Origin of the sequence: Pseudomonas sp. JV245A (assembly GCF_032424515.1) — a bacterium.
GTDB lineage: Bacteria > Pseudomonadota > Gammaproteobacteria > Pseudomonadales > Pseudomonadaceae > Aquipseudomonas > Aquipseudomonas protegens.
This window is the reverse complement of sequence record NZ_VYKE01000004.1, coordinates 19,998-40,284: the sequence shown is the minus strand read 5'-3', so window position 1 is coordinate 40,284 and position 20,287 is coordinate 19,998. Positions and strand designations below refer to the sequence as shown.

Annotated in this window: 15 protein-coding genes and 2 tRNA genes; 4 read left to right on the top strand and 13 right to left on the bottom strand. The window is 61.3% G+C overall.

All coding sequences use genetic code 11. The annotated features are described in order from the left end of the window. Positions 1–134: 134 nt before the first annotated feature. The 8 genes from F6S12_RS02265 to rnr all read right to left on the bottom strand — a co-directional run bounded on the left by F6S12_RS02265 (position 135) and on the right by rnr (position 9,865). Positions 135–2,432 carry a YgiQ family radical SAM protein gene (locus tag F6S12_RS02265; protein ID WP_161466576.1) on the bottom strand — a complete coding sequence of 766 codons (2,298 nt, stop codon included), beginning with the start codon at positions 2,430–2,432 and terminating at the stop codon, positions 135–137. A gap of 180 nt (positions 2,433–2,612) precedes the next feature. Further along, entirely contained in the window at positions 2,613–4,010 is a 1,398-nt protein-coding gene (dnaB, locus tag F6S12_RS02260; RefSeq protein ID WP_011058951.1) for a replicative DNA helicase, read from the bottom strand. A gap of 124 nt (positions 4,011–4,134) precedes the next feature. After that, positions 4,135–4,581, bottom strand: coding sequence for a 50S ribosomal protein L9 (gene rplI / locus F6S12_RS02255; RefSeq protein WP_007921484.1), 447 nt, complete (start codon positions 4,579–4,581; stop codon positions 4,135–4,137). A gap of 21 nt (positions 4,582–4,602) precedes the next feature. Then, the gene (locus F6S12_RS02250; protein ID WP_011058950.1) at positions 4,603–5,502 is read right to left on the bottom strand and encodes a hypothetical protein; all 900 of its coding nucleotides are present in this window, start codon (positions 5,500–5,502) and stop codon (positions 4,603–4,605) included. Between the two features lie 36 nt (positions 5,503–5,538). Then, positions 5,539–5,769 (bottom strand): 30S ribosomal protein S18, encoded by a 231-nt coding sequence (gene rpsR / locus F6S12_RS02245; RefSeq protein ID WP_002551829.1) that lies wholly within the window; start codon positions 5,767–5,769, stop codon positions 5,539–5,541. 28 nt (positions 5,770–5,797) lie between these two features. Continuing rightward, positions 5,798–6,223, bottom strand: coding sequence for a 30S ribosomal protein S6 (gene rpsF / locus F6S12_RS02240; protein WP_011058949.1), 426 nt, complete (start codon positions 6,221–6,223; stop codon positions 5,798–5,800). A gap of 250 nt (positions 6,224–6,473) precedes the next feature. After that, a complete protein-coding gene (gene rlmB / locus F6S12_RS02235) occupies positions 6,474–7,241 on the bottom strand; it encodes a 23S rRNA (guanosine(2251)-2'-O)-methyltransferase RlmB (protein ID WP_015633942.1) in 768 nt (255 codons plus the stop codon). Next, a complete protein-coding gene (rnr, locus tag F6S12_RS02230) occupies positions 7,238–9,865 on the bottom strand; it encodes a ribonuclease R (protein WP_315868688.1) in 2,628 nt (875 codons plus the stop codon). The genes rlmB and rnr overlap by 4 nt, the downstream gene beginning before the upstream one ends. A gap of 226 nt (positions 9,866–10,091) precedes the next feature. Here rnr and F6S12_RS02225 point away from each other — a divergent pair. From F6S12_RS02225 to F6S12_RS02210, 4 genes are all read left to right on the top strand, one after another. Beyond that, positions 10,092–10,178 (top strand) — tRNA-Leu (locus F6S12_RS02225). 165 nt (positions 10,179–10,343) lie between these two features. Next, a tRNA-Leu gene (locus tag F6S12_RS02220) sits at positions 10,344–10,430 on the top strand. Positions 10,431–10,615: 185 nt separating this feature from the next. Beyond that, positions 10,616–11,641 carry an extracellular solute-binding protein gene (locus F6S12_RS02215; RefSeq protein WP_019093050.1) on the top strand — a complete coding sequence of 342 codons (1,026 nt, stop codon included), beginning with the start codon at positions 10,616–10,618 and terminating at the stop codon, positions 11,639–11,641. Then, positions 11,641–13,206 (top strand): ABC transporter permease, encoded by a 1,566-nt coding sequence (locus tag F6S12_RS02210; RefSeq protein ID WP_053148777.1) that lies wholly within the window; start codon positions 11,641–11,643, stop codon positions 13,204–13,206. The genes F6S12_RS02215 and F6S12_RS02210 overlap by 1 nt, the downstream gene beginning before the upstream one ends. A gap of 57 nt (positions 13,207–13,263) precedes the next feature. Here F6S12_RS02210 and F6S12_RS02205 read toward each other — a convergent pair whose 3' ends face one another. The 5 genes from F6S12_RS02205 to hflK all read right to left on the bottom strand — a co-directional run bounded on the left by F6S12_RS02205 (position 13,264) and on the right by hflK (position 20,212). Next, the gene (locus F6S12_RS02205) at positions 13,264–15,198 is read right to left on the bottom strand and encodes a methyl-accepting chemotaxis protein (RefSeq protein ID WP_093406886.1); all 1,935 of its coding nucleotides are present in this window, start codon (positions 15,196–15,198) and stop codon (positions 13,264–13,266) included. Positions 15,199–15,337: 139 nt separating this feature from the next. Then, complete coding sequence (locus F6S12_RS02200; protein ID WP_011058943.1) at positions 15,338–16,630, bottom strand: adenylosuccinate synthase; 1,293 nt, start codon at positions 16,628–16,630, stop codon at positions 15,338–15,340. Between the two features lie 54 nt (positions 16,631–16,684). Continuing rightward, entirely contained in the window at positions 16,685–17,872 is a 1,188-nt protein-coding gene (locus F6S12_RS02195; RefSeq protein ID WP_152685903.1) for an ATP phosphoribosyltransferase regulatory subunit, read from the bottom strand. Between the two features lie 292 nt (positions 17,873–18,164). Then, positions 18,165–19,034, bottom strand: coding sequence for a protease modulator HflC (hflC, locus tag F6S12_RS02190; protein ID WP_011058941.1), 870 nt, complete (start codon positions 19,032–19,034; stop codon positions 18,165–18,167). Continuing rightward, complete coding sequence (hflK, locus tag F6S12_RS02185; RefSeq protein ID WP_011058940.1) at positions 19,034–20,212, bottom strand: FtsH protease activity modulator HflK; 1,179 nt, start codon at positions 20,210–20,212, stop codon at positions 19,034–19,036. Before hflK ends, hflC begins: the two co-directional genes overlap by 1 nt. Positions 20,213–20,287 lie beyond the last annotated feature (75 nt).

Sequence of the window (20,287 nt, the reverse complement as noted above, 5' to 3'; positions counted from 1 at the left end):
GCCAGCCAGGCATCGCGGCAATGCAAGCCCGGCAACCTTAACAAAGCCCTGACCGTTTGTTGCTCACCCGCCGGTAAAAAAATCGATCTCCATAAAAGCAAAACGCCAGCTCGGTGGCTGGCGTTTTGTGGGGTTTAGCGCGGCACTACCGGCTTGCGGGTCGGCTTCTTGCCTTTGCCCTTGGCCGCATCGGCGCGCTCCTTGGCCGCCTGCTTGTTGCGGGCAAACGCCGCAGCCTTGGCCTGTTCGCGCTTGTCCCAGGCATTGCCGCCGTCGCTGCCGCGAGGAGGTAGCCCGGTGTGCTGGGTAAGGATCTTGGTTTCCTTGGCCACCTTGTGGCTGCCGGCCGGTGTCGAATTCTTGCGACGGGCACTCTGGTAGCTATCGGTAGCCGGCTGGTGGGTCGGAATCAGCTGGTTCTTGCCGGGACCGATCAGGTCGCCACGGCCCATGCGCAGCAGAGCCTCGCGCAGCATCGGCCAGCCCTTCGGATCGTGGTAGCGCAGGAACGCCTTGTGCAGGCGGCGCTGCTCCTCGCTCTTGACGATGGTCACGCCGTCGCTCTTGTAGGTGACCTTGCGCAGCGGGTTCTTGCCCGAGTGGTACATGGCCGTGGCGGTGGCCATCGGCGACGGGTAGAACGCCTGTACCTGGTCCGCGCGAAAGCCGTTGCCCTTGAGCCACAGGGCCAGGTTCATCATGTCTTCATCGGTGGTGCCCGGGTGGGCGGCGATGAAGTACGGAATCAGGTACTGCTCCTTGCCCGCTTCCTTGGAGTATTTCTCGAACATCCGCTTGAAGCGGTCGTAGGTACCAATGCCCGGCTTCATCATCTGATTGAGCGGACCTTCCTCGGTGTGTTCCGGGGCGATCTTCAAGTAGCCGCCCACGTGGTGGGTCACCAGCTCCTTGACGTACTCCGGCGACTCGACAGCGAGGTCGTAGCGCAGGCCGGAGGCGATGAGGATCTTCTTCACCCCGGGCAAGGCACGGGCGCTGCGATACAGCTGGATCAGCGACGAATGGTCGGTGTTCAGGTTCGGACAGATGCCCGGGAACACGCAGGACGGCTTGCGGCACGCGGATTCGATTTCCGGGCTCTTGCAGGCGATGCGGTACATGTTCGCGGTCGGGCCGCCGAGGTCGGAAATGACCCCGGTAAAACCTGGAACCTTGTCGCGAATTTCTTCGATCTCGCGAATGATCGACTCTTCGGAACGGTTCTGGATGATCCGCCCTTCGTGCTCGGTGATGGAGCAGAAAGTACAACCGCCGAAGCAGCCGCGCATGATGTTCACCGAGAAGCGGATCATGTCGTAGGCCGGGATCTTTTCCTTGCCATAGGCCGGGTGCGGAATGCGCTGATAAGGCATGCCGAACACGTAGTCCATTTCCTCGGTGGTCATGGGAATGGGCGGCGGGTTGAACCACACGTCCACGTCGCCATGTTTCTGCACCAGGGCGCGGGCGTTGCCCGGGTTGGTTTCCAGGTGCAGCACGCGGTTGGCGTGAGCGTACAGGACCGGGTCGTTGCGCACCTTCTCCATGGACGGCAGGCGGATCACGGTCTTGTCCCGGGTCATGCGCGGGCTGGCAAGGATCTGCACCACCTTGGCTTCCTGGGGATCGTCCACCGGGCCCTTTTCCTGCTCGATGGCGCAGGCCTGGGTGTCCTGGGTATTGACGTAGGGGTTGATGATCTTGTCGATCTTGCCCGGGCGGTCGATACGGGTGGAGTCCACTTCGTACCAGTCCTTGGGCGTGTCGCGGCGGATGAAGGCGGTGCCGCGCACGTCGGTGATGTCTTCGATCTTGTGGCCGTAGGACAGGCGCTGGGCCACTTCGACAATGGCTCGCTCGGCGTTGCCGTACAGCAGGATGTCGGCGCTGGCGTCGATCAGGATCGAGTTGCGCACCCGGTCCTGCCAGTAGTCGTAGTGGGCGATGCGGCGCAGGGACGCTTCAATGCCGCCGAGAACGATGGGCACGTGCTTGTAGGCTTCCTTGCAGCGCTGGCTGTAGACCAGGCTCGCACGATCCGGGCGTTTGCCCGCCAGGCCACCGGGGGTGTAGGCGTCGTCGGAGCGGATTTTCTTGTCGGCGGTGTAGCGGTTGATCATCGAGTCCATGTTGCCGGCAGCGACACCGAAGAACAGGTTCGGCTCGCCGAGCTTCATGAAGTCGTCTTTGGACTGCCAGTTGGGCTGGGCGATGATCCCGACGCGAAAGCCCTGGGACTCCAGCAGCCGGCCGATGATCGCCATGCCGAACGACGGGTGATCGACGTAGGCATCACCGGTGACGATGATGATGTCGCAGGAATCCCAGCCGAGCTGATCCATCTCCTCCCTGCTCATGGGCAGGAATGGTGCTGGCCCGAAACATTCGGCCCAGTACTTGGGATAGTCAAATAACGGCTTGGCTGCTTGCATGTCGATGACCGGTGTTGGCTTGGATAGGGACGCGTTGATTCACAGGGAAATTCGCGGGCGCGGAATATAGCACAAAAAATAACCAATTCCGACCGTTATGGTCGGAATTCGGTGCAGCCGATTCGCCGGCGAGCCGGCTCCTACAGGCGCCGGCAGGCGGATGGCCGGCGAACGGGCGGGTTATTCGTCGTCGTCGAAGTTGTAGCTGCCCGGGGCGAGGTTCTCGAAGCGGGTGTACTTGCCGATGAACGCCAGGCGGATAAAGCCGATGGGGCCGTTCCGCTGCTTGCCGATGATGATCTCGGCAATGCCCTTGTGCTCGGTTTCCGGGTGATACACCTCGTCCCGGTAGACGAACATGATCACGTCGGCGTCCTGCTCGATCGCTCCGGATTCCCGCAAGTCGGAGTTCACCGGGCGCTTGTTGGGACGTTGTTCCAGGGAGCGGTTGAGCTGGGACAGGGCCACTACCGGGCAGTTGAACTCCTTGGCCAGGGCCTTCAGGGACCGGGAAATCTCGGAAATCTCGTTGGTCCGGTTGTCGCCGCTGGAGCCTGGAATCTGCATGAGCTGCAGGTAGTCGATCATGATCATGGCGATATCGCCGTGCTCACGCACCAGGCGCCGGGTCCGCGCACGCATCTCCGAGGGGCTGATGCCCGCGGTGTCGTCAATGAACAGCTTGCGGTCGTTGAGCAGGTTGACCGCCGAGGTCAGGCGTGGCCAGTCGTCGTCTTCCAGCTGGCCGGAACGGACCTTGGTCTGGTCGATGCGGCCCAGGGAGGAGAGCATACGCATGATCAGCGATTCACCTGGCATCTCCAGGGAGTACACCAGCACCGCCTTGTCGCTGCGCAGTACCGCGTTCTCCACCAGGTTCATGGCGAAGGTGGTCTTACCCATGGACGGACGGCCGGCGACGATGATCAAGTCGGCCGGCTGCAGGCCGCTGGTCTTCTCGTCGAGATCGGTATAGCCGGTGGACAGGCCGGTGATGGCGTTGTCCGTGTTGAACAGGGTATCGATGCGGTCGATGGCCTTGGTCAGCAGTTCGTTGACCCCCACCGGGCCGCCGGTCTTGGGCCGCGCTTCGGCGATCTGGAAGATCTGCCGCTCGGCCTCGTCGAGAATCTCTTCGGCGGTGCGCCCTTCCGGGTTGAAGGCACTGTCGGCGATCTCGGTGCTGATGCCGATCAGCTGACGCAGGGTTGCCCGCTGGCGAACGATCTGCGCATAGGCCTTGATGTTGGCCACCGACGGAGTGTTCTTCGCCAGTTCACCCAGGTAGCCCAGGCCGCCGACCTGCGAAGTCTGGCCTTCCTTGTCCAGTTGCTCGGACAGGGTGACCACGTCGATGGGCATGTTCTGGTCGGCCAGCTTGGCGATGGCGCGGAAGATCAAACGGTGGTCATGCCGGTAGAAATCGCCGTCGGACACTTGATCCAACACGCGTTCCCAGGCGTTGTTGTCCAGCATCAGACCACCGAGCACGGCCTGTTCGGCCTCGATGGAGTGCGGCGGCACCTTCAGGGCAGCGGTTTGCAGATCGTATTGCTCGGGAGCGGAGATATCGTTCATGGCCACTTGGAATTCGGGGGATGAAAATCAGGATCAGCAGAAAGACAAAGGGCACGACCTGTAAACAGGATCGTGCCCGATGTTAACCGTCAGCCACACAAGGTGCCAGACGATTTGGTACTGCTTAAGCAGCCACCACGACAACGCGTACGGTTGCTTCAACTTCAGCGTGCAGGTGCACGGCTACGTCGAATTCACCTACGTTGCGGATGGTGCCGTTCGGCAGACGAACTTCGCTTTTTGCCACTTCAACGCCCGAGGCGGTCAGTGCATCAGCGATGTCGTGGGTGCCGATCGAACCGAACAGCTTGCCTTCGTCACCGGCGGTGGCAGTGATGGTCACTTCCAGCTCAGCCAGTTGCGCAGCGCGAGTTTCGGCAGAAGCCTTCTTCTCTGCAGCCAGTTTTTCCAGCTCGGCACGACGCGCTTCGAACGCAGCCAGGTTGGCAGCGGTAGCAGCGGTGGCTTTGCCGAAAGGCAGCAGGTAGTTACGGCCGTAACCAGCCTTAACGTTTACCTTATCGCCCAGGTTGCCCAGGTTGGCGATTTTTTCCAGCAGGATCAGTTCCATTTGGTAATAACCTCTTAACTTTTAACCTTCACCGTTCGCAGAGCCGTTATCAGCGTCTTTCGGCGCCAAACGACCGCGAAAATCAACCAGACTGTCGACAATGGCCAGGACCACGAGCAACGGATAGATCAGCTGCATGAACGGCAACAGCGTGACGTACAACCCCACCAGCCAGAACCTGGCCAGTCGCCCTTGTGCCACCAGCCCGTGAATCAGGGCCAGCCCGGCAAAAGCCAGCGGGACACTGCACATCGGCGTCAGCATGGCCAGTTGAGGTCCGAAGTTCGGCCCCACCAGCATGCACGCCAGCAGCAACATCGCTGGCCCAAGAGGGATTCTGATGGCGCGAAACTCGCGACCAAAACCACCCGGGTTATACAACACAGCCTGCCAGTAACGCCCAAGAATCAGGCTCAGCACGCTGATGGCTTGCAACAGGGCCGCTATCAGGCCGGTCAGGATCGGTGCAATCAGCGTGGCAAGACGAGCTCGCTCTTCAACCGATAGCTGCTGGTAGACCTCACCCAAGGCCATCGGCAGGATTTTTATCAATTCCTGTGACAGCGCTTCGATCTGAGGGCGGAAAGCCGCACCCAGGACTCCAGCAAACACCAACCCCATCGCTATGCTGACCAGCAGCACGCGGCTCCAGGACTCGCTTGCGCGCAAAACCAACGCAAGACTCGAAGAACCCAGCAGCACCAGAAGTGCCCGCGGGTCATCGAACGTCAGCCACCAGAGCAAAGCTGGCAGCACTCCCAGAGCGAGGACGCCAAGGGCATCCTTCAATCCGCGCCGCAGAAGCACCAGGCTCCCGGCGGCAGCACCCAACCAATACAACAACGGCAATGCCGAACAGCCAGCCACTACCAGAGTGGCCTGCATACGACCGCGCATGATGAACTCAGCTAAGGCGCGCATGCATTCAATCCCTTACTACTTGTCGACTGCCCGATCTCAGCGGCCGTGGCTGTCGGTGTAGGCCAGCAGGGCCAGGAAGCGGGCGCGCTTGATAGCGGTGGCCAGCTGACGCTGATAACGAGCTTTGGTACCGGTGATGCGGCTTGGAACGATTTTGCCGGTCTCGGATACGTAGGCTTTCAGAGTGTTGAGATCTTTGTAATCGATCTCTTTCACGTCTTCAGCGGTGAAGCGGCAGAATTTACGACGACGGAAGAAACGTGCCATGTAATTGGCTCCTCAAAAGGTCCGTGGATTACTCGTCAGCGTTATCGCTGGCGTCGCTGTTGTCGCTGTCATCGCCATCGGCGCTGTCAGCATGCTCAGGACGGTCACGACGCTCACGGCGCTCACTGCGGTTTTCTTCAGCCTTGAGCATCTCGGATTGGCCAGTGATGGCTTCTTCGCGACGGATGACCAGGTTACGGATCACAGCATCGTTGTAACGGAAGTTGTCTTCCAGCTCAGCCAGGGCTTTACCGGTGCACTCAACGTTCAGCATCACGTAGTGAGCCTTGTGAACATTGTTGATTGCGTAGGCCAGTTGACGACGGCCCCAGTCTTCCAGACGGTGGATTTTGCCGCCGTCTTCTTCGATCAGCTTGGTGTAACGCTCAACCATGCCGCCGACTTGCTCGCTTTGATCCGGGTGGACCAAAAAGATGATTTCGTAATGACGCATGAATGCTCCTTACGGGTTGTAGCCTGCCGCCTATAAGCGGTCAGACAAGGAGTGAATGACACTGGTGTGTCTTGCCTGGTAGTAGGCACATATGCGCCTGCCGTCACGGCAAGGGGCGCAATTGTAGAGAAGGGGGAACAGCGGCGCAAGGCAATTGGTGATTATTTGAACAACCACCTGCGGGAGCCGGCGTGCCGACGATGGACGGCAGCACGCGCCTCGCCGGCAAGCCGGCTCCTGCAACTGCGGGTCAGGCTTTCTTGGCGCCGGCCTTGGCCTTGGCACCGCGCTGGCGCATGGCTTCGAACAGGCACACGCCAGTGGCCACGGAGACGTTGAGGCTGCTGACGCTGCCGGCCATCGGCAGGCGTACCAGGTAGTCGCAGTGCTCGCGGGTCAGGCGACGCATGCCCTTGCCTTCGGCCCCCATGATGATGATGGTCGGGCCGGTCAGGTCCTGGTCGTACAGTTCCTGTTCGGCCTCGCCGGCGGTGCCGACGATCCACAGCCCACGCTGCTGGAGCTTCTCCAGGGTGCGGGCCAGGTTGGTCACGGCTACCAGCGGAATCACTTCGGCGGCGCCGCAGGCCACTTTGCGCACGGTCGGAGTCAGGGTCGCCGACTTGTCCTTGGGCACCAGCACTGCCAGGGCACCGGCCGCATCGGCAGTACGCAGGCAGGCCCCGAGGTTATGCGGGTCGGTCACACCGTCCAGCACCAGCAGCAACGGCGCGCCTTCGGTACGGTCCAGCAGCTCGTCGAGCATGGCCTCGCCCCACACCTGGCTCGGGCTGACTTCCGCCACTACGCCCTGGTGCACACCTTCAACCCATGCGTCCATCTCACGACGCTCGGCCTGGCCAACCGAAACACGGTTCTGCGCAGCCAGGTCCACCAGCACCTGAACCCGTGGATCACTGCGCCCTTCAGCCAACCAGATCTGCTTGACCCGCTTGGGATGGTGACGCAGCAACGCTTCTACGGCATGCACGCCGTAGATCTTTTCCAACTGACTCATGACTTGGCCTTAGGTTTGCGCGCCCCGCCGCTTTTAGCGCCGGAAGCGGAGCCCGCCTTGGGCGGACCTTTACGATGTTTGCTCGGCTTGGCGGGCTTTTCGCCAGCGCGCGAGGGCGCCGGCTTACCGGACTTTCCCGCAGACGTCGCTTTACCACCGCCCTTGGCTTCGGCCAGCAGCGCCCGCTTCATTTCACGGCTTTTGCGCACTTCGGCGTTTTTCGCTGCAGCGTCGCTTGGACGATAAGCCTCGACCGCCTTTTCCTTGGCGGAGCTGCGACGCCCCGCCTTGGCTGGAGCCGGCTCTTCCACGACCTTGCTGGCAGGTGCGTCCGCGGCGCCACGCTTCTTGCGGCCGATCGGTGCGTTGATGGTCTTCTCGGCCATTTCGAAATCGATCTTGCGCTCGTCCAGGTCGACGCGCATGACACGCACTTCCACAGTATCGCCCAGGCGGAAGCTGCGACCGGTGCGTTCGCCCGCCAGGCGGTGATGCACAGGGTCGAAGTGGTAGTAGTCCCCCGGCAAGGCGGTGACGTGCACCAGGCCCTCGACGTAGATGTCGGTCAACTCGACGAACAGGCCGAAACCGGTCACCGCGGTGATCACACCCGGGAAGGACTCGCCCACACGATCCTTCATGAACTCGCACTTGAGCCAATTCACTACGTCCCGCGTAGCCTCATCGGCACGGCGCTCGCTCATCGAGCACTGCTCGCCGAGCTGCTCCAGGGTCGCTTCGTCGTACGGATAGATACGCGCCTTCGGAATGGTCATCGCCCCGGCGCGACGCACGTGCGGCGTGTCCTGCTTGGAGTGGATGACGCTGCGGATGGCCCGATGGGTCAACAGGTCCGGGTAGCGACGGATCGGCGAGGTGAAGTGGGTATAGGCTTCGTAATTCAGACCGAAGTGGCCCTGGTTATCAGCGCTGTACACCGCCTGGCTCAGGGAGCGCAGCATCACGGTCTGGATCAGGTGGTAATCCGGACGGTCCTTGATGGTTTCCAGCAATGCCTGGTAGTCCTTCGGCGTCGGGCCATCCTTGCCCTTATGCAGGGACAGGCCCAGCTCGCCGAGGAAGGCGCGCAGTTTTTCCAGACGCTCCGGCGGCGGACCATCGTGCACCCGGTACAGGGCCGGAATCTCGTGCTTCTTGAGGAACTCGGCGGTGGCCACGTTGGCCGCCAGCATGCATTCCTCGATCAGTTTGTGCGCATCATTGCGGCTAGTCGGACGAATTTCGGCGATCTTGCGCTCGGAACCGAAGATGATCCGGGTTTCCTGGGTCTCGAAGTCGATGGCGCCCCGGGTATGACGAGCCCCCAGCAAGACCTTGTACAGCGCATACAGCTGCTTCAGGTGCGGCAGGACATCGCCGTATTCACCGCGCAACTGCTTGGCTTCGCTGGTTTTCGGCTGCTCGAGCATGGTGCTGACCTTGTTGTAGGTCAGACGCGCCTTGGAGTGGATCACCGCCTCGTAGAACTGGTAATCGGTCATCTCGCCGGACTTGGAGATGGTCATCTCGCAAACCATGGCCAGGCGATCGACTTTCGGGTTCAGCGAGCACAGGCCGTTGGACAGTTGCTCGGGCAGCATCGGGATCACCCGCTCGGGGAAGTACACCGAGTTGCCGCGCACCTGGGCTTCGGCATCCAGAGCCGAACCGATCTTCACGTAACTGGAGACGTCGGCAATCGCCACATACAGCTTCCAGCCACCACCAAACAGGCGCAGCTTGCCGGGCTTGGCTTCGCAGAAAACAGCGTCGTCGAAGTCACGGGCGTCTTCGCCGTCAATGGTGACGAAAGGCAGATCACGCAGGTCGATGCGCTTCTCTTTGTCCTTCTCTTCCACTTCGGGCTTGAGCTTGCCGGCCTCCTTGAGCACCGCCTCTGGCCAGACATGAGGAATATCGTAGGTGCGCAGGGCAACGTCGATTTCCATGCCCGGTGCCATGTAGTTGCCCACCACTTCCACCACATCGCCTTGCGGCTGGAAGCGCGGCGTCGGCCAGTGAGTGATCTTCACTTCGACGAACTGACCGATCTTGGCATTGGCATTGCGCCCCGGCGTTACCAGCACTTCCTGCTGGATCTTCGGGTTGTCTGCCACCACGAAACCGATGCCACCTTCTTCGAAGTAGCGACCGACGATGCTTTCGTGGGCACGGGACACCACTTCGACGATCATGCCTTCGCGACGGCCGCGACGATCCAGGCCGGAAACCCGGGCCAGGGCGCGGTCGCCATCGAATACCAGACGCATTTGCGCCGGGCTCATGAACAGGTCGTCGCTGCCGTCATCCGGCACCAGGAAGCCGAAGCCGTCGCGGTGACCGCTGATACGGCCGAGAATCAGGTCGAGCTTGTCCACCGGCGCATAGGTGCCACGGCGGGTATAGATCAGTTGAGCGTCGCGCTCCATGGCGCGCAGGCGGCGGCGCAGGGCTTCCAGCTGGTCTTCCGTAGTCAGACCGAACTCTTCTACCAACTGCTCGCGACTAGCAGGCGAACCCCGGTCAGCAAGATGCTGAAGGATGAGTTCGCGGCTAGGAATAGGGTTTTCGTATTTTTCCGCTTCACGAGCGGCCTCGGGATCGAGGGACTGCCAATCGGCCATTAGATAAATTTCACCTTGTCTATATGCGGGTTAGTTTGGCATACGCGTATTGAAACGGGAAATTTCAGGCTCAGACAACCTGGGAATAATCCTCGCCATCGCCTCAGAAACATCGTCACGCATACCGCCGGAGACTTTTTTCAAACTTTTTTGAAATCTGGGGTTTACAGCTCAAAAGAGCCTCCGTATAGTGCGCGCCATCGACGACGGAGACGTCAGCGATACTGCCCAGATGGTGAAATTGGTAGACACGCCAGCTTCAGGTGCTGGTGGCCGCAAGGCCGTGGAAGTTCGAGTCTTCTTCTGGGCACCAATTCAAGAGCTTGAGATTAGATCAGTTTCAAGGCTCAAACAAAAACCCGCGAAAGCGGGTTTTTGCATTCTAAGTGTTTGATTTAATAAAACCAAAACAGGGGTTTACAGATCAAAACGCTGTCCGTATAGTGCGCTCCATCGACACGGCGACGACGTCGATACTGCCCAGATGGTGAAATTGGTAGACACGCCAGCTTCAGGTGCTGGTGACCGCAAGGTCGTGGAAGTTCGAGTCTTCTTCTGGGCACCAATTCAAAACTTGAGAGCATCACTTTCAAGTCTCACAAAAACCCGCGAAAGCGGGTTTTTGCGTTTCTGCCCCCTGATATTTCCCCGCGCCATCGCCTTCCTCCGCATCCGCAAAGCGCACATGAGAAACGATATCGTTTATGATTGTTACAAGTTTTTGCGGCACTACAGTGAGGAAACCTGCGAATGATGTTCAGAAATACCCTCCTTCCAACATCCCTTCTGCGTGGCTTGACCATCACTTTGCTGGGGCTGACCCTGGCATCCCCCTTCACCCAGGCAGCCGATCCGGTTTCCCTGACCCTGTACAACGGTCAGCACAAGGAAGTCGGCGACGCGGTAGCCAAGGCTTTCGAAGCCAAGACCGGCATCCATGTGAATGTCCGCAAGGGCAGCAGCAATCAACTGGCCAGCCAGGTTGTCGAAGAAGGCGACCGCTCCCCCGCTGATGTGATCTACACCGAAGAATCCCCTCCCCTGAACAAACTCGGCGAGCAGGGCCTGCTGGCCCAGACCGACACCACGACCCTGGCCGTACTGCCCAAGGAATATGTTGCGGGCAACGGCACCTGGATCGGTGTCACCGCGCGCGTACGAGTCGTCGCCTTCAACCCGAAACTGATCGACGAAAAAGACCTGCCCAAGTCGGTGATGGAATTTTCCCAGCCGCAGTGGCAAGGCAAGGTTGGCTTCGTGCCCACCAGTGGCGCCTTCCAGGAACAGGCCGTGGCCATCATCAAGATGCACGGCAGGGATGCTGCCGAAGAATGGCTGACCGGCCTGCGGGCTTTCGGCAAGGTCTACAGCAACAACATGGTGGCCCTCAAAGCCGTGGAAAACGGCGAAGTGGCCACGGTCCTGGTGAACAACTACTACTGGTTTGCCCTGCAACGGGAAAAAGGCCAGCTCGACTCGAAACTGCACTACTTCACGGGCGGCGACGTGGGCGGCCTGATCACCGTGTCCAGCGCAGCCGTACTCAAGTCCAGCAAGCATCCGAAAGAGGCCCAGCAGCTTCTGGCCTACATGGCCAGCGAAGAAGGCCAGCGGGTGATTACCCAGACCACGGCCGAGTACCCGCTGCATAAAGGCATGCAGTCCGATCGTGGACTCAAGCCCTTCAATGAACTGGAAGCCCCGAAGGTGACCCCAGCCGATCTCGGCAATGCCGAGGAAGCCCTGGACCTGGAACGTGACGTCGGCCTGAACTGATGAATCCATCGCCATCCGCTTCCGCCTTGCGCACCACCTTCGTGCCGAGGCGCAAGCGGCCTTCGATCTGGCTACTGCTGCCAGTCCTGCTACTGGTCTGCCTGAGCCTGTTGCCACTGTTATATGTCGGCCTCAAGGCCTGGCAGGCCGGCTGGGCTGAAGCCCTGCACCTGCTGTGGCGCCCCTATGTGTTGCGCCTGCTGAGCAATACCCTGCTGCTGATGCTCGGTGTGACCCTTGCCTGCGCCGTGCTCGGCCTGTCCCTGGCCTGGCTGCTGGAACGCAGCGATTTGCCGGGAAGGCGGATCTGGGGCGTGGTGCTGTGCTTGCCCTTCGCCGTACCGGCCTTTGTCAGCAGCTTCACTTGGGTATCCCTGAGCGCCGGGTTCGAAGGACTGGGCGGCGCGATCCTGGTGATGACCCTGTCCAAATACCCGCTGGTGTTCCTGCCGGTGGCGGCCACCCTGCGTAATCTCGACCCCTCCCTGGAGGAATCGGCGCGGACCCTGGGGCAAAATCGCTGGGGCGTGTTCTTCAAGATAACCCTGCCCTTGCTATGGCCTTCATTGCTGGCCGGCTCGCTGCTGATTGCCCTGCATATGCTGGTGGAGTTCGGCGCCCTGTCGATCATCGGCCTGCAGACCTTCACCACCGCCATCTACCAGCAATTCGAGCTGGAGTTCAGCAATGCCAACGCCGCCATGCTGTCGGCCGTGTTGCTGGCGCTGTGCCTGCTGCTGCTGGGGCTGGAACTGCGCGTCCGTGGCAAGGGCCGCCATGTACGCACCGGCCAGGGCGCAGCCAGGCACGCCGAACAGGTACGCCTGGGGGGCTGGAGCATCAGCGGACAACTTTACTGCCTGATGCTGGCGCTGATCGGCAGCGGTGTCCCCCTGGGCATGCTTGCCTATTGGCTGGCCGTCGGTTCATCGGCAGCCTTCCCCGTCGCGGCAATCAGCGAAGCATTGCTGTCTTCACTGGCCCTGTCCCTGGGCGGCGCCGGCCTGTGCCTGGTGCTGGCAGTGCCGGTGGGCCTGCTGGTGGTGCGCTACAAGGGGCGCCTGGCCATCTGGGCAGAGCGCCTGCCCTATCTGCTGCATGCCCTGCCAGGGCTGGTGATCGCCCTGACCCTGGTGTATTTCGCGCTGCACTATGTGCCGGTGCTGTACCAGACCTCGGCGCTGCTGCTGATTGCCTATGCCCTGCTGTTCCTGCCCCTGGCCCAGGCGCCGATCCGCACCGCGCTGAACAAGGCCGCGCCACAGCTGGAAGAAGCAGCAAGAACCCTCGGCGCATCGTCGTTCAGCGCCTTTTGCCGAGTGACCCTGCCGATCATCTTCCCGGCGCTGGGCGCGGCTTTCGCCCTGGTCTTTCTGGATGCGATGAAGGAACTGACAGCGACCCTGCTGCTCAGCCCAACCGGGCTCAACACCCTGGCCACAGAAGTGTGGGCGCATACGGCGAATGTGGAGTTTGCAGCGGCGGCACCTTATGCGGCGCTGTTGATACTGGTGTCAGGGCTACCGGTCTATCTGCTGACAACGCGGATGTATTTGAGTCGCTGAGAGGTGGCAAGCCGGCTCCTGCAGTAAGGTGGCAGGAGCCAGCTTGCCAGCCAGGCATCAGGCGCGGAACTGACCGAGGCTGGCCTTGAGCTGCGCCGCCAGGCTGTCCAGTACCTTGCCGCTGGCGGTGGTTTCTACCACGGCCTGAGCCGCACGCTCGGCCTGGGCATGGATGGTTTCCACCCGCCCACGCACCGCCTGCGCGCCCTGCGCCTGATGGGCCGCAGCCTGGGTGGCCAGGCCAATCGCGGCGTGCACCTGCTCTACCGAAGACTGCACCGATTGTTGCAGGCGAGCACTGTCGCGCAGCACCAGCAAGCCCTCGCTGGCCTGACGCCCGGCCTGACCGATAGCCGCTACGGCCTCCCGCGCGCCCTGCTGCAGGGCACCGATATGGGCCTGGATATCGCCAGTGGAGCTTTGCGTCTTGCTGGCCAGTGCCCGCACCTCATCCGCCACCACGGCAAATCCGCGCCCGGTCTCGCCGGCGCGCGCGGCCTCGATCGCAGCGTTCAATGCCAGCAGGTTGGTTTGCTCGGCAATGCCATGGATCACCGTCAGCACCACCTCGATCTGCTCGCTCTGCTGGGCCAGGCGCTCGATCACCTTGGCCCCGGTATCCACTTGCCCCGCCAGCGCCTCGATCAGGCTGCCGACCTGCTCGGAGGTGCGGGTAGTCTCGTCCGTCGCCTGACGAATCTCCACCACCTGCTGCAGTGCGGCCTGCATCGCCTGGCTTTCCGCCTGGGCTTCATCGGCCATCTGCGACAACGCCCGCAGGCTCTCTGCCACTTCATCACGCTGCGCTTCGGCTGCGGCATCAGCCCCAGCATTACGCTGGCTCATGGCGCCGATCTCGACACCTGTGCGCTGGGCCACATCCCCCGCTTCCCGCACGATGGGCTGCAACTTATCCACAAAGCGATTCACCGCCGAGGCCATGTCGCCAATCTCATCATTGCTGTTGAGCGGCACACGCTTGGTCAGATCACCTTCGCCCGCTGCCAGGTCATTGAGCGCAGCGATCAGCAAATGCAGCTTGCTCACCACGCGACGCCCCAGCACCACTGCCAGCAACAGCAGCAGGGCCAGGCCAACCAGCGCCAGGCCGACGCCGATCTGCCAGCGCAAGGTAGTCGCCGCCTCCTGCACCGTGCTCGCGGTATTGGCCTGCATCTGTGCCGCCGTACCCTGGGCCGACTGCAAGCGCGAGCGCATGGCCGCCGAGCTGTCGGCAGAAGCTCCCTTGAGGCTGTCGCCAACCAACTGATCGCTGCTGGCAATCAAGGCACTGAAGCGCTGATCCAGGGCGGCGATATCGGCCTCCACCGACGCGGTGGAGACTCCCATCAGCACCTTGCCGATTTCCACGCCATTGGGATTGATCGAGGCTTCAAGGTAGTACACCGAAGGATCGTTCTTCGCTGCATCCAGGACCTTGTCCAGCGCCCGGTCGCCCTTGCCCTTTTCCAGCAGCGCCTTGTTGATCGGGTTTTCACGATTCAGGTAACGGGTCAGGTGCTCTCCCGCCGCATCGTCATAAACCACGAACAACACATTGGGGTTGCGCTGAGCCCGTCGGGCGAACTCGGACAAGGTCGGCACATCACTGTCCCACATGGCGCGAGGCGCCACGGAGGCCAGCAACTGAGCCATGTCATTGGCAGAGTCCTTCAGGTCCTTCTCCAGCGCTGCACGCAGCTGTACCTGTTCTTCCTTGAGACGCGAAGACAGGCCGGCCGTGAGGCGTTGGCGGGTACTGCTGGAAAGACTCTCCAGACTGGAGGTGACTTCTTTGCCCGCTTGCTCGAGCTCGCCAGCCAATTTCTGGCTGTCGCCGCCCAGGCGCGAAGCCAGATCCGCCTCGAGGGCAGTCACTGTGCTCCGAGTCAGGGCAACCGCTACCAGCACTTGCACCAAAAGGGCGATACCGAGAGTAACGAACACAGGCCGTAGTAAACGGCTTTGTAACAGTGAGAGAACGGCCGACACAGGAAATCCCTCTACTTTTGACGCCATTATTCTGATGGCACTCTAGAAGTGGATTTCACAGCAAGGGTCGTGCCGCGTGGCAGGCAGAAACGACAAAGGGCCCGATTAAGGGCCCTTTGTTTTTTACATCAACGACTTATCAAGCGAACGGATGACGCAGAACGATGGTCTCGTTGCGGTCCGGGCCTGTCGAAATAATGTCGATCGGCGCGCCGACCAACTCTTCGATGCGCTTGATGTAGGCCTGGGCGGCGGCAGGCAGCTCTTCCAGGGTCTTGGCACCCAGGGTCGACTCGCTCCAGCCCGGCATCTGCTCGTACACCGGCTCCAGGCCGATGTAGCTGTCGGCGTCGGTTGGCGCGTCGATGACTGCACCATCCTGGTTCTTGTAGCCGACACAGATATTGATGGTTTCCAGGCCGTCCAGAACGTCCAGCTTGGTCAGGCACAGGCCCGAGATGCTGTTGACGTCGATGGCGCGACGCAGGATCACGGCATCGAACCAGCCGCAGCGACGAGCGCGGCCGGTGGTGGCGCCGAACTCATGACCACGCTTGGCCAGGAAAGCGCCGATGTCGTCGAACAGCTCGGTCGGGAACGGGCCCGAGCCTACGCGAGTGGTATAGGCCTTGGTGATGCCCAGGATGTAGTCCAGGTACATCGGACCCACGCCCGAACCGGTGGCGATACCACCAGCAGTAGTGTTGGAGCTGGTGACATACGGGTAGGTGCCGTGGTCGATGTCCAGCAACGAACCCTGAGCGCCTTCGAACATGATGTCCTTGCCGGCGCGGCGCAGCTGGTGCAGCTCGGCAGTCACGTCGAGCATCATCGGCTTGAGCAGTTCGGCGTATTCCATGCACTCGTCCAGGGTCTTCTGGAAGTCGATGGCCGGCTCTTTGTAGTAATTCACCAGAACGAAGTTGTGGTAGTCCAGCAGCTCGCCCAGCTTGGCGGCGAAACGCTCGCGGTGGAACAGATCGCCGATGCGCAGGCCACGACGTGCAACCTTGTCTTCGTAAGCCGGGCCGATGCCGCGGCCGGTGGTACCGATCTTCTGCTCGCCACGGGCTTTCTCGCGGGCCTGGTCCAGGGCCACGTGATAGGACAGGATCAGCGGGCAGGACGGGCTGATACGCAGGCGCTCGCGCACCGGCACACCCTTCTCTTCCAGCTTGACGATTTCACGCATCAAGGCATCCGGAGCTACCACCACACCGTTACCGATCAGGCACTGCACGCCTTCGCGCAGCACACCGGACGGAATCAGGTGCAGGACGGTCTTCTCACCGTCGATCACCAGGGTGTGGCCAGCGTTGTGGCCACCTTGGTAGCGCACTACGGCGGCGGCATGTTCGGTCAGCAGATCAACGATCTTGCCTTTGCCCTCATCACCCCATTGGGTGCCCAGGACTACGACATTCTTACCCATAACACTTGTCCTCATTCGCGCAAACTTGGTGCCGGCAGCCGCCGGCAGGAAAACTCAAGAAGCCAGCGGCAATACTTGCCAAAGCCCATTCTGCTGAATCAATTGCCGGTCGCAGTCCGCTTCACGGGCGGCGGCCAAAGGCTGCCCAGGCAAGGCCTGAACCACACGCTGACCCTCACTGCGCAAGCGGCAGACGGTCTGCCAGAGTGCCGCGTCAGTGTTGTCTGGCATCCAGATACCGCCAGACGGTAGCTCGACTTCAGCACGCCCCAGGGTCACCAGGGTTTTCAAATCGGTGGAGAAACCAGTCGCGGGACGGGCACGCCCGAAATCCGCGCCGATGTCATCGTAGCGCCCGCCCTGGGCGATGGATTGGCCCACGCCTGGAACAAATACCGCGAACACCACACCGGTGTGGTAGTGATAGCCGCGCAACTCGCCAAGGTCGAAATACAGCGGCAAGTCCGGGAACCGCACGGACAGGCGCTCGGCAATGATCAGCAATTCATCCAGCGCCAGCAGCACAGACGTCGGCGCACCGGCCAGGCGACGGCGGGCATCGCCCAGCACTTCGCGGCTGCCGCACAGGTCCACCAGGGAGCGCAGCATGTCCGCCAAGTCGGCCGGCAGGCCTTCCGTCAGGCTGATGACCTCGTCGATCGCCTTGCGTTGCAGGGCATCGAACAGTTGCTGTTCAACAGCACCGGACAAGCCGGCGGCCTGTGCCAGGCCACGGTAGATGCCAACATGTCCCAGATCCATGTGCACATCGGGCACGTCGGCCAGTTGCAGCATGGCCAGCATCAGGCTGATGACTTCAACGTCGCTGCTCGGGCTGGCATCGCCATACAACTCGGCCCCCAGCTGGATCGGGCTGCGCGAGGACGACAAGGCACGCGGCTGCGCATGCAGCACACTGCCGGCGTAGCACAGGCGGCTCGGCCCTTCGCGGCGCAGGGTGTGGGCATCAATACGCGCCACCTGCGGCGTGATGTCGGCCCGAAACCCCATCTGCCGGCCCGACTGCGGGTCGATGACCTTGAAGGTACGCAGATCCAGATCCTGGCCTGCACCTGTCAACAGGGATTCCAGGTATTCGATATGGGGAGTGACGACGAACTCGTAACCCCAACTCTGAAACAGATCCAACACCTGACGACGCGCCACTTCGATGCGCGCCGCTTCCGGCGGCAATACTTCTTCGATGCCATCTGGCAGCAGCCAGCGGTCTACCGTTGCCATTACGCCATTCCCCTATGGTCCGGGCGGCAAGCCTGGGGCCAGCCTTAGAGTGAAGCAGAAAACAGTCGCATCCGACGCGAGCTCAGCCGGACAGGCAGCCAGGAATCAGCTGTACAGACCATTTTCCTCGAAAAATCTTGCCGGACTCTTGAACGAGCCACGGCCAATCAAAGATGCAGACGCAAAAAAGCCGGGAATTTCCCGGCTGCCGCATCATACACCCGTTTTCCCAAAGGATCACCCCGCGAGGCGTTTTAGCCGCCCGGCGGGGTGCTCCAGGGTCAGGGCCTGATCAAGGCTTGGACTTTTCCAGGTAGTGGAAGAAGTCGCTGCTTGGGTCCAGAACCATGACGTCGGATTTGTTCGCGAAGCTTTCACGGTAGGCACGCAGGCTACGGTAGAACGCGTAGAACTCCTGGTCCTGGCCGTAGGCCTTGGCATAGATCGCCGCTGCCTGGGCATCACCGTCACCGCGAGCCTCTTCAGACTCCCGATAGGCTTCAGCCAACAGCACGCGACGCTGACGATCAGCATCGGCACGGATGCCTTCCGCCAGTTCGTTACCTTTGGCCCGGTGCTCGCGAGCCTCACGCTCACGCTCGGTGCTCATGCGCTCGAACACGCTGCGGTTCACTTCCTTGGGCAGGTCGATGGCCTTGACCCGGACATCGACCACTTCGATACCCAGCTCCTTTTCCGCCATCTTGTTCAGCGACGCCGTGATATCCGCCATCAGCGCGTCACGCTCACCGGAAACCACTTCGTGCAGGGTGCGCTTACCGAACTGGTCACGCAGGCCCGACTCCAGGCGACGGGAAAGACGCTCGTCGGCAATCTGCTTGAGGCCGGAAGTCGCGGTGTAGAAACGCTCGGCATCCTTCACCCGCCACTTGGCGTAGGCATCCACCATTACGGCTTTCTTTTCCAGGGTCAGGAAGCGCTGCGTCGGTGCATCCAGGGTCATCAGGCGTGCGTCGAACTTACGCACCTGGTTCACGTAGGGCACTTTCACATGCAGGCCAGGCTGGACATCCGCCTGAACCACACGACCGAACTGCAGCAACACCGCACGCTCGGTCTGAGCGACGATGTAGAAGCTGTTCCAGGCAACCACCGCCACGACAACGCCCACGATCAGGGCGATCAGCGATTTATTGCTCATCAGCGAGTCTCCCTAGAACGCGTCTGCTGCTGTTGCTGCATATGGTCAGCCGCGGCGCGCGCATTCGCTTCATTGCTGGCCGCCGACGCTGCGCCCGTTACCGGAGCACTGCCGCTACGACCACTGTCGATCATCTTGTCCAGCGGCAGATAGAGCAGATTGTTCTGCCCGCCCTTGCTGCCAGTCACCAACACCTTGCTGGTGTTGCTGAAGACTTCCTGCATGGTGTCCAGGTACAGGCGCTGACGGGTGACTTCAGGAGCCTTGCGGTACTCGGCAACCAGTTTGGTGAAGCGATCTGCCTCACCCTTGGCCCGGGATACCACTTCGTCACGGTAACCGTTGGCATCCTCGAGGATGCGCTGGGCCTGACCACGGGCTTCCGGCACGACGCCGTTGGCATAGGTTTCAGCCTGGTTGCGCGAACGCTGTTCATCTTCACGGGCACGGATCACGTCATCGAAGGCTTCCTGTACTTCACGCGGTGCCGCTGCGCTCTGTACGTTCACCTGGGTCACGGTGATACCGGTGCGATAGTTGTCCAGGAAGCGTTGCAGACGCTCCTTGATCTCACTGGCCATCAATTCACGACCTTCGGTCAACACCTGGTCCATGGCGGTGGAACCCACCACGTGACGCAGGGCGCTGTCGGTCGCATGCTGCAGGCTGATTTCCGGCTGATCGACGTTCAGCACGAAATCCTGCAGGTTGCTGATCTTGTACTGCACGGTCAGCGGCACTTCGACGATGTTCTCGTCCTCGGTGAGCATCTGACCCTGCTTGGTGTAGGCACGCTCGCGCGTGACGTTTTCCATGTACTTGCGATCGATCGGCGGGAAGTAGATGTTCAGACCCGGGCCGACGGTTTCGTAGTATTTGCCGAAGCGCAGCACTACGGCCTGCTCCTGCTCGTCTACTACATACACCGCGCTGTACAGCCACACGGCAGCCAGCACGACAAGACCGATACCCAGCAGGCCGAAACCACCGCCCTTGCCGGAACTACCGCCGTCATCACCACGTTTCTTACCACCACCGAACAACCCATTCAGGCTTTCCTGCAGCTTACGGAAGGCCTCGTCGAGATCTGGTGGCCCCTTGCGATCGCCATTATTGCGGCGCTTACCACCCCAAGGGTCCTGATTATTCGAGTTGCCACCCGGCTCATTCCAAGCCATAGCGCTCTCCATCTGATAAAGCAAAGACGCACCCACGGCGCGCCGACCAATGCTACAGAATGCCTGCTACAGCGG

Bases quoted from the DNA above. Each gene is read 5' to 3' on its own strand.
- F6S12_RS02210 (WP_053148777.1), top strand. From the start codon at position 11,641: ATGAATCCATCGCCATCCGCTTCCGCCTTGCGCACCACCTTCGTGCCG.
- rpsF (WP_011058949.1), bottom strand. From the start codon at position 6,223: ATGCGTCATTACGAAATCATCTTTTTGGTCCACCCGGATCAAAGCGAG.
- rlmB (WP_015633942.1), bottom strand. From the start codon at position 7,241: ATGAGTCAGTTGGAAAAGATCTACGGCGTGCATGCCGTAGAAGCGTTG.
- F6S12_RS02215 (WP_019093050.1), top strand. From the start codon at position 10,616: ATGATGTTCAGAAATACCCTCCTTCCAACATCCCTTCTGCGTGGCTTG.
- F6S12_RS02265 (WP_161466576.1), bottom strand. From the start codon at position 2,432: ATGCAAGCAGCCAAGCCGTTATTTGACTATCCCAAGTACTGGGCCGAA.
- hflC (WP_011058941.1), bottom strand. From the start codon at position 19,034: ATGAGCAATAAATCGCTGATCGCCCTGATCGTGGGCGTTGTCGTGGCG.
- F6S12_RS02250 (WP_011058950.1), bottom strand. From the start codon at position 5,502: ATGCGCGCCTTAGCTGAGTTCATCATGCGCGGTCGTATGCAGGCCACT.
- dnaB (WP_011058951.1), bottom strand. From the start codon at position 4,010: ATGAACGATATCTCCGCTCCCGAGCAATACGATCTGCAAACCGCTGCC.
- hflK (WP_011058940.1), bottom strand. From the start codon at position 20,212: ATGGCTTGGAATGAGCCGGGTGGCAACTCGAATAATCAGGACCCTTGG.
- rpsR (WP_002551829.1), bottom strand. From the start codon at position 5,769: ATGGCACGTTTCTTCCGTCGTCGTAAATTCTGCCGCTTCACCGCTGAA.
- F6S12_RS02200 (WP_011058943.1), bottom strand. From the start codon at position 16,630: ATGGGTAAGAATGTCGTAGTCCTGGGCACCCAATGGGGTGATGAGGGC.
- rplI (WP_007921484.1), bottom strand. From the start codon at position 4,581: ATGGAACTGATCCTGCTGGAAAAAATCGCCAACCTGGGCAACCTGGGC.
- F6S12_RS02195 (WP_152685903.1), bottom strand. From the start codon at position 17,872: ATGGCAACGGTAGACCGCTGGCTGCTGCCAGATGGCATCGAAGAAGTA.
- rnr (WP_315868688.1), bottom strand. From the start codon at position 9,865: ATGGCCGATTGGCAGTCCCTCGATCCCGAGGCCGCTCGTGAAGCGGAA.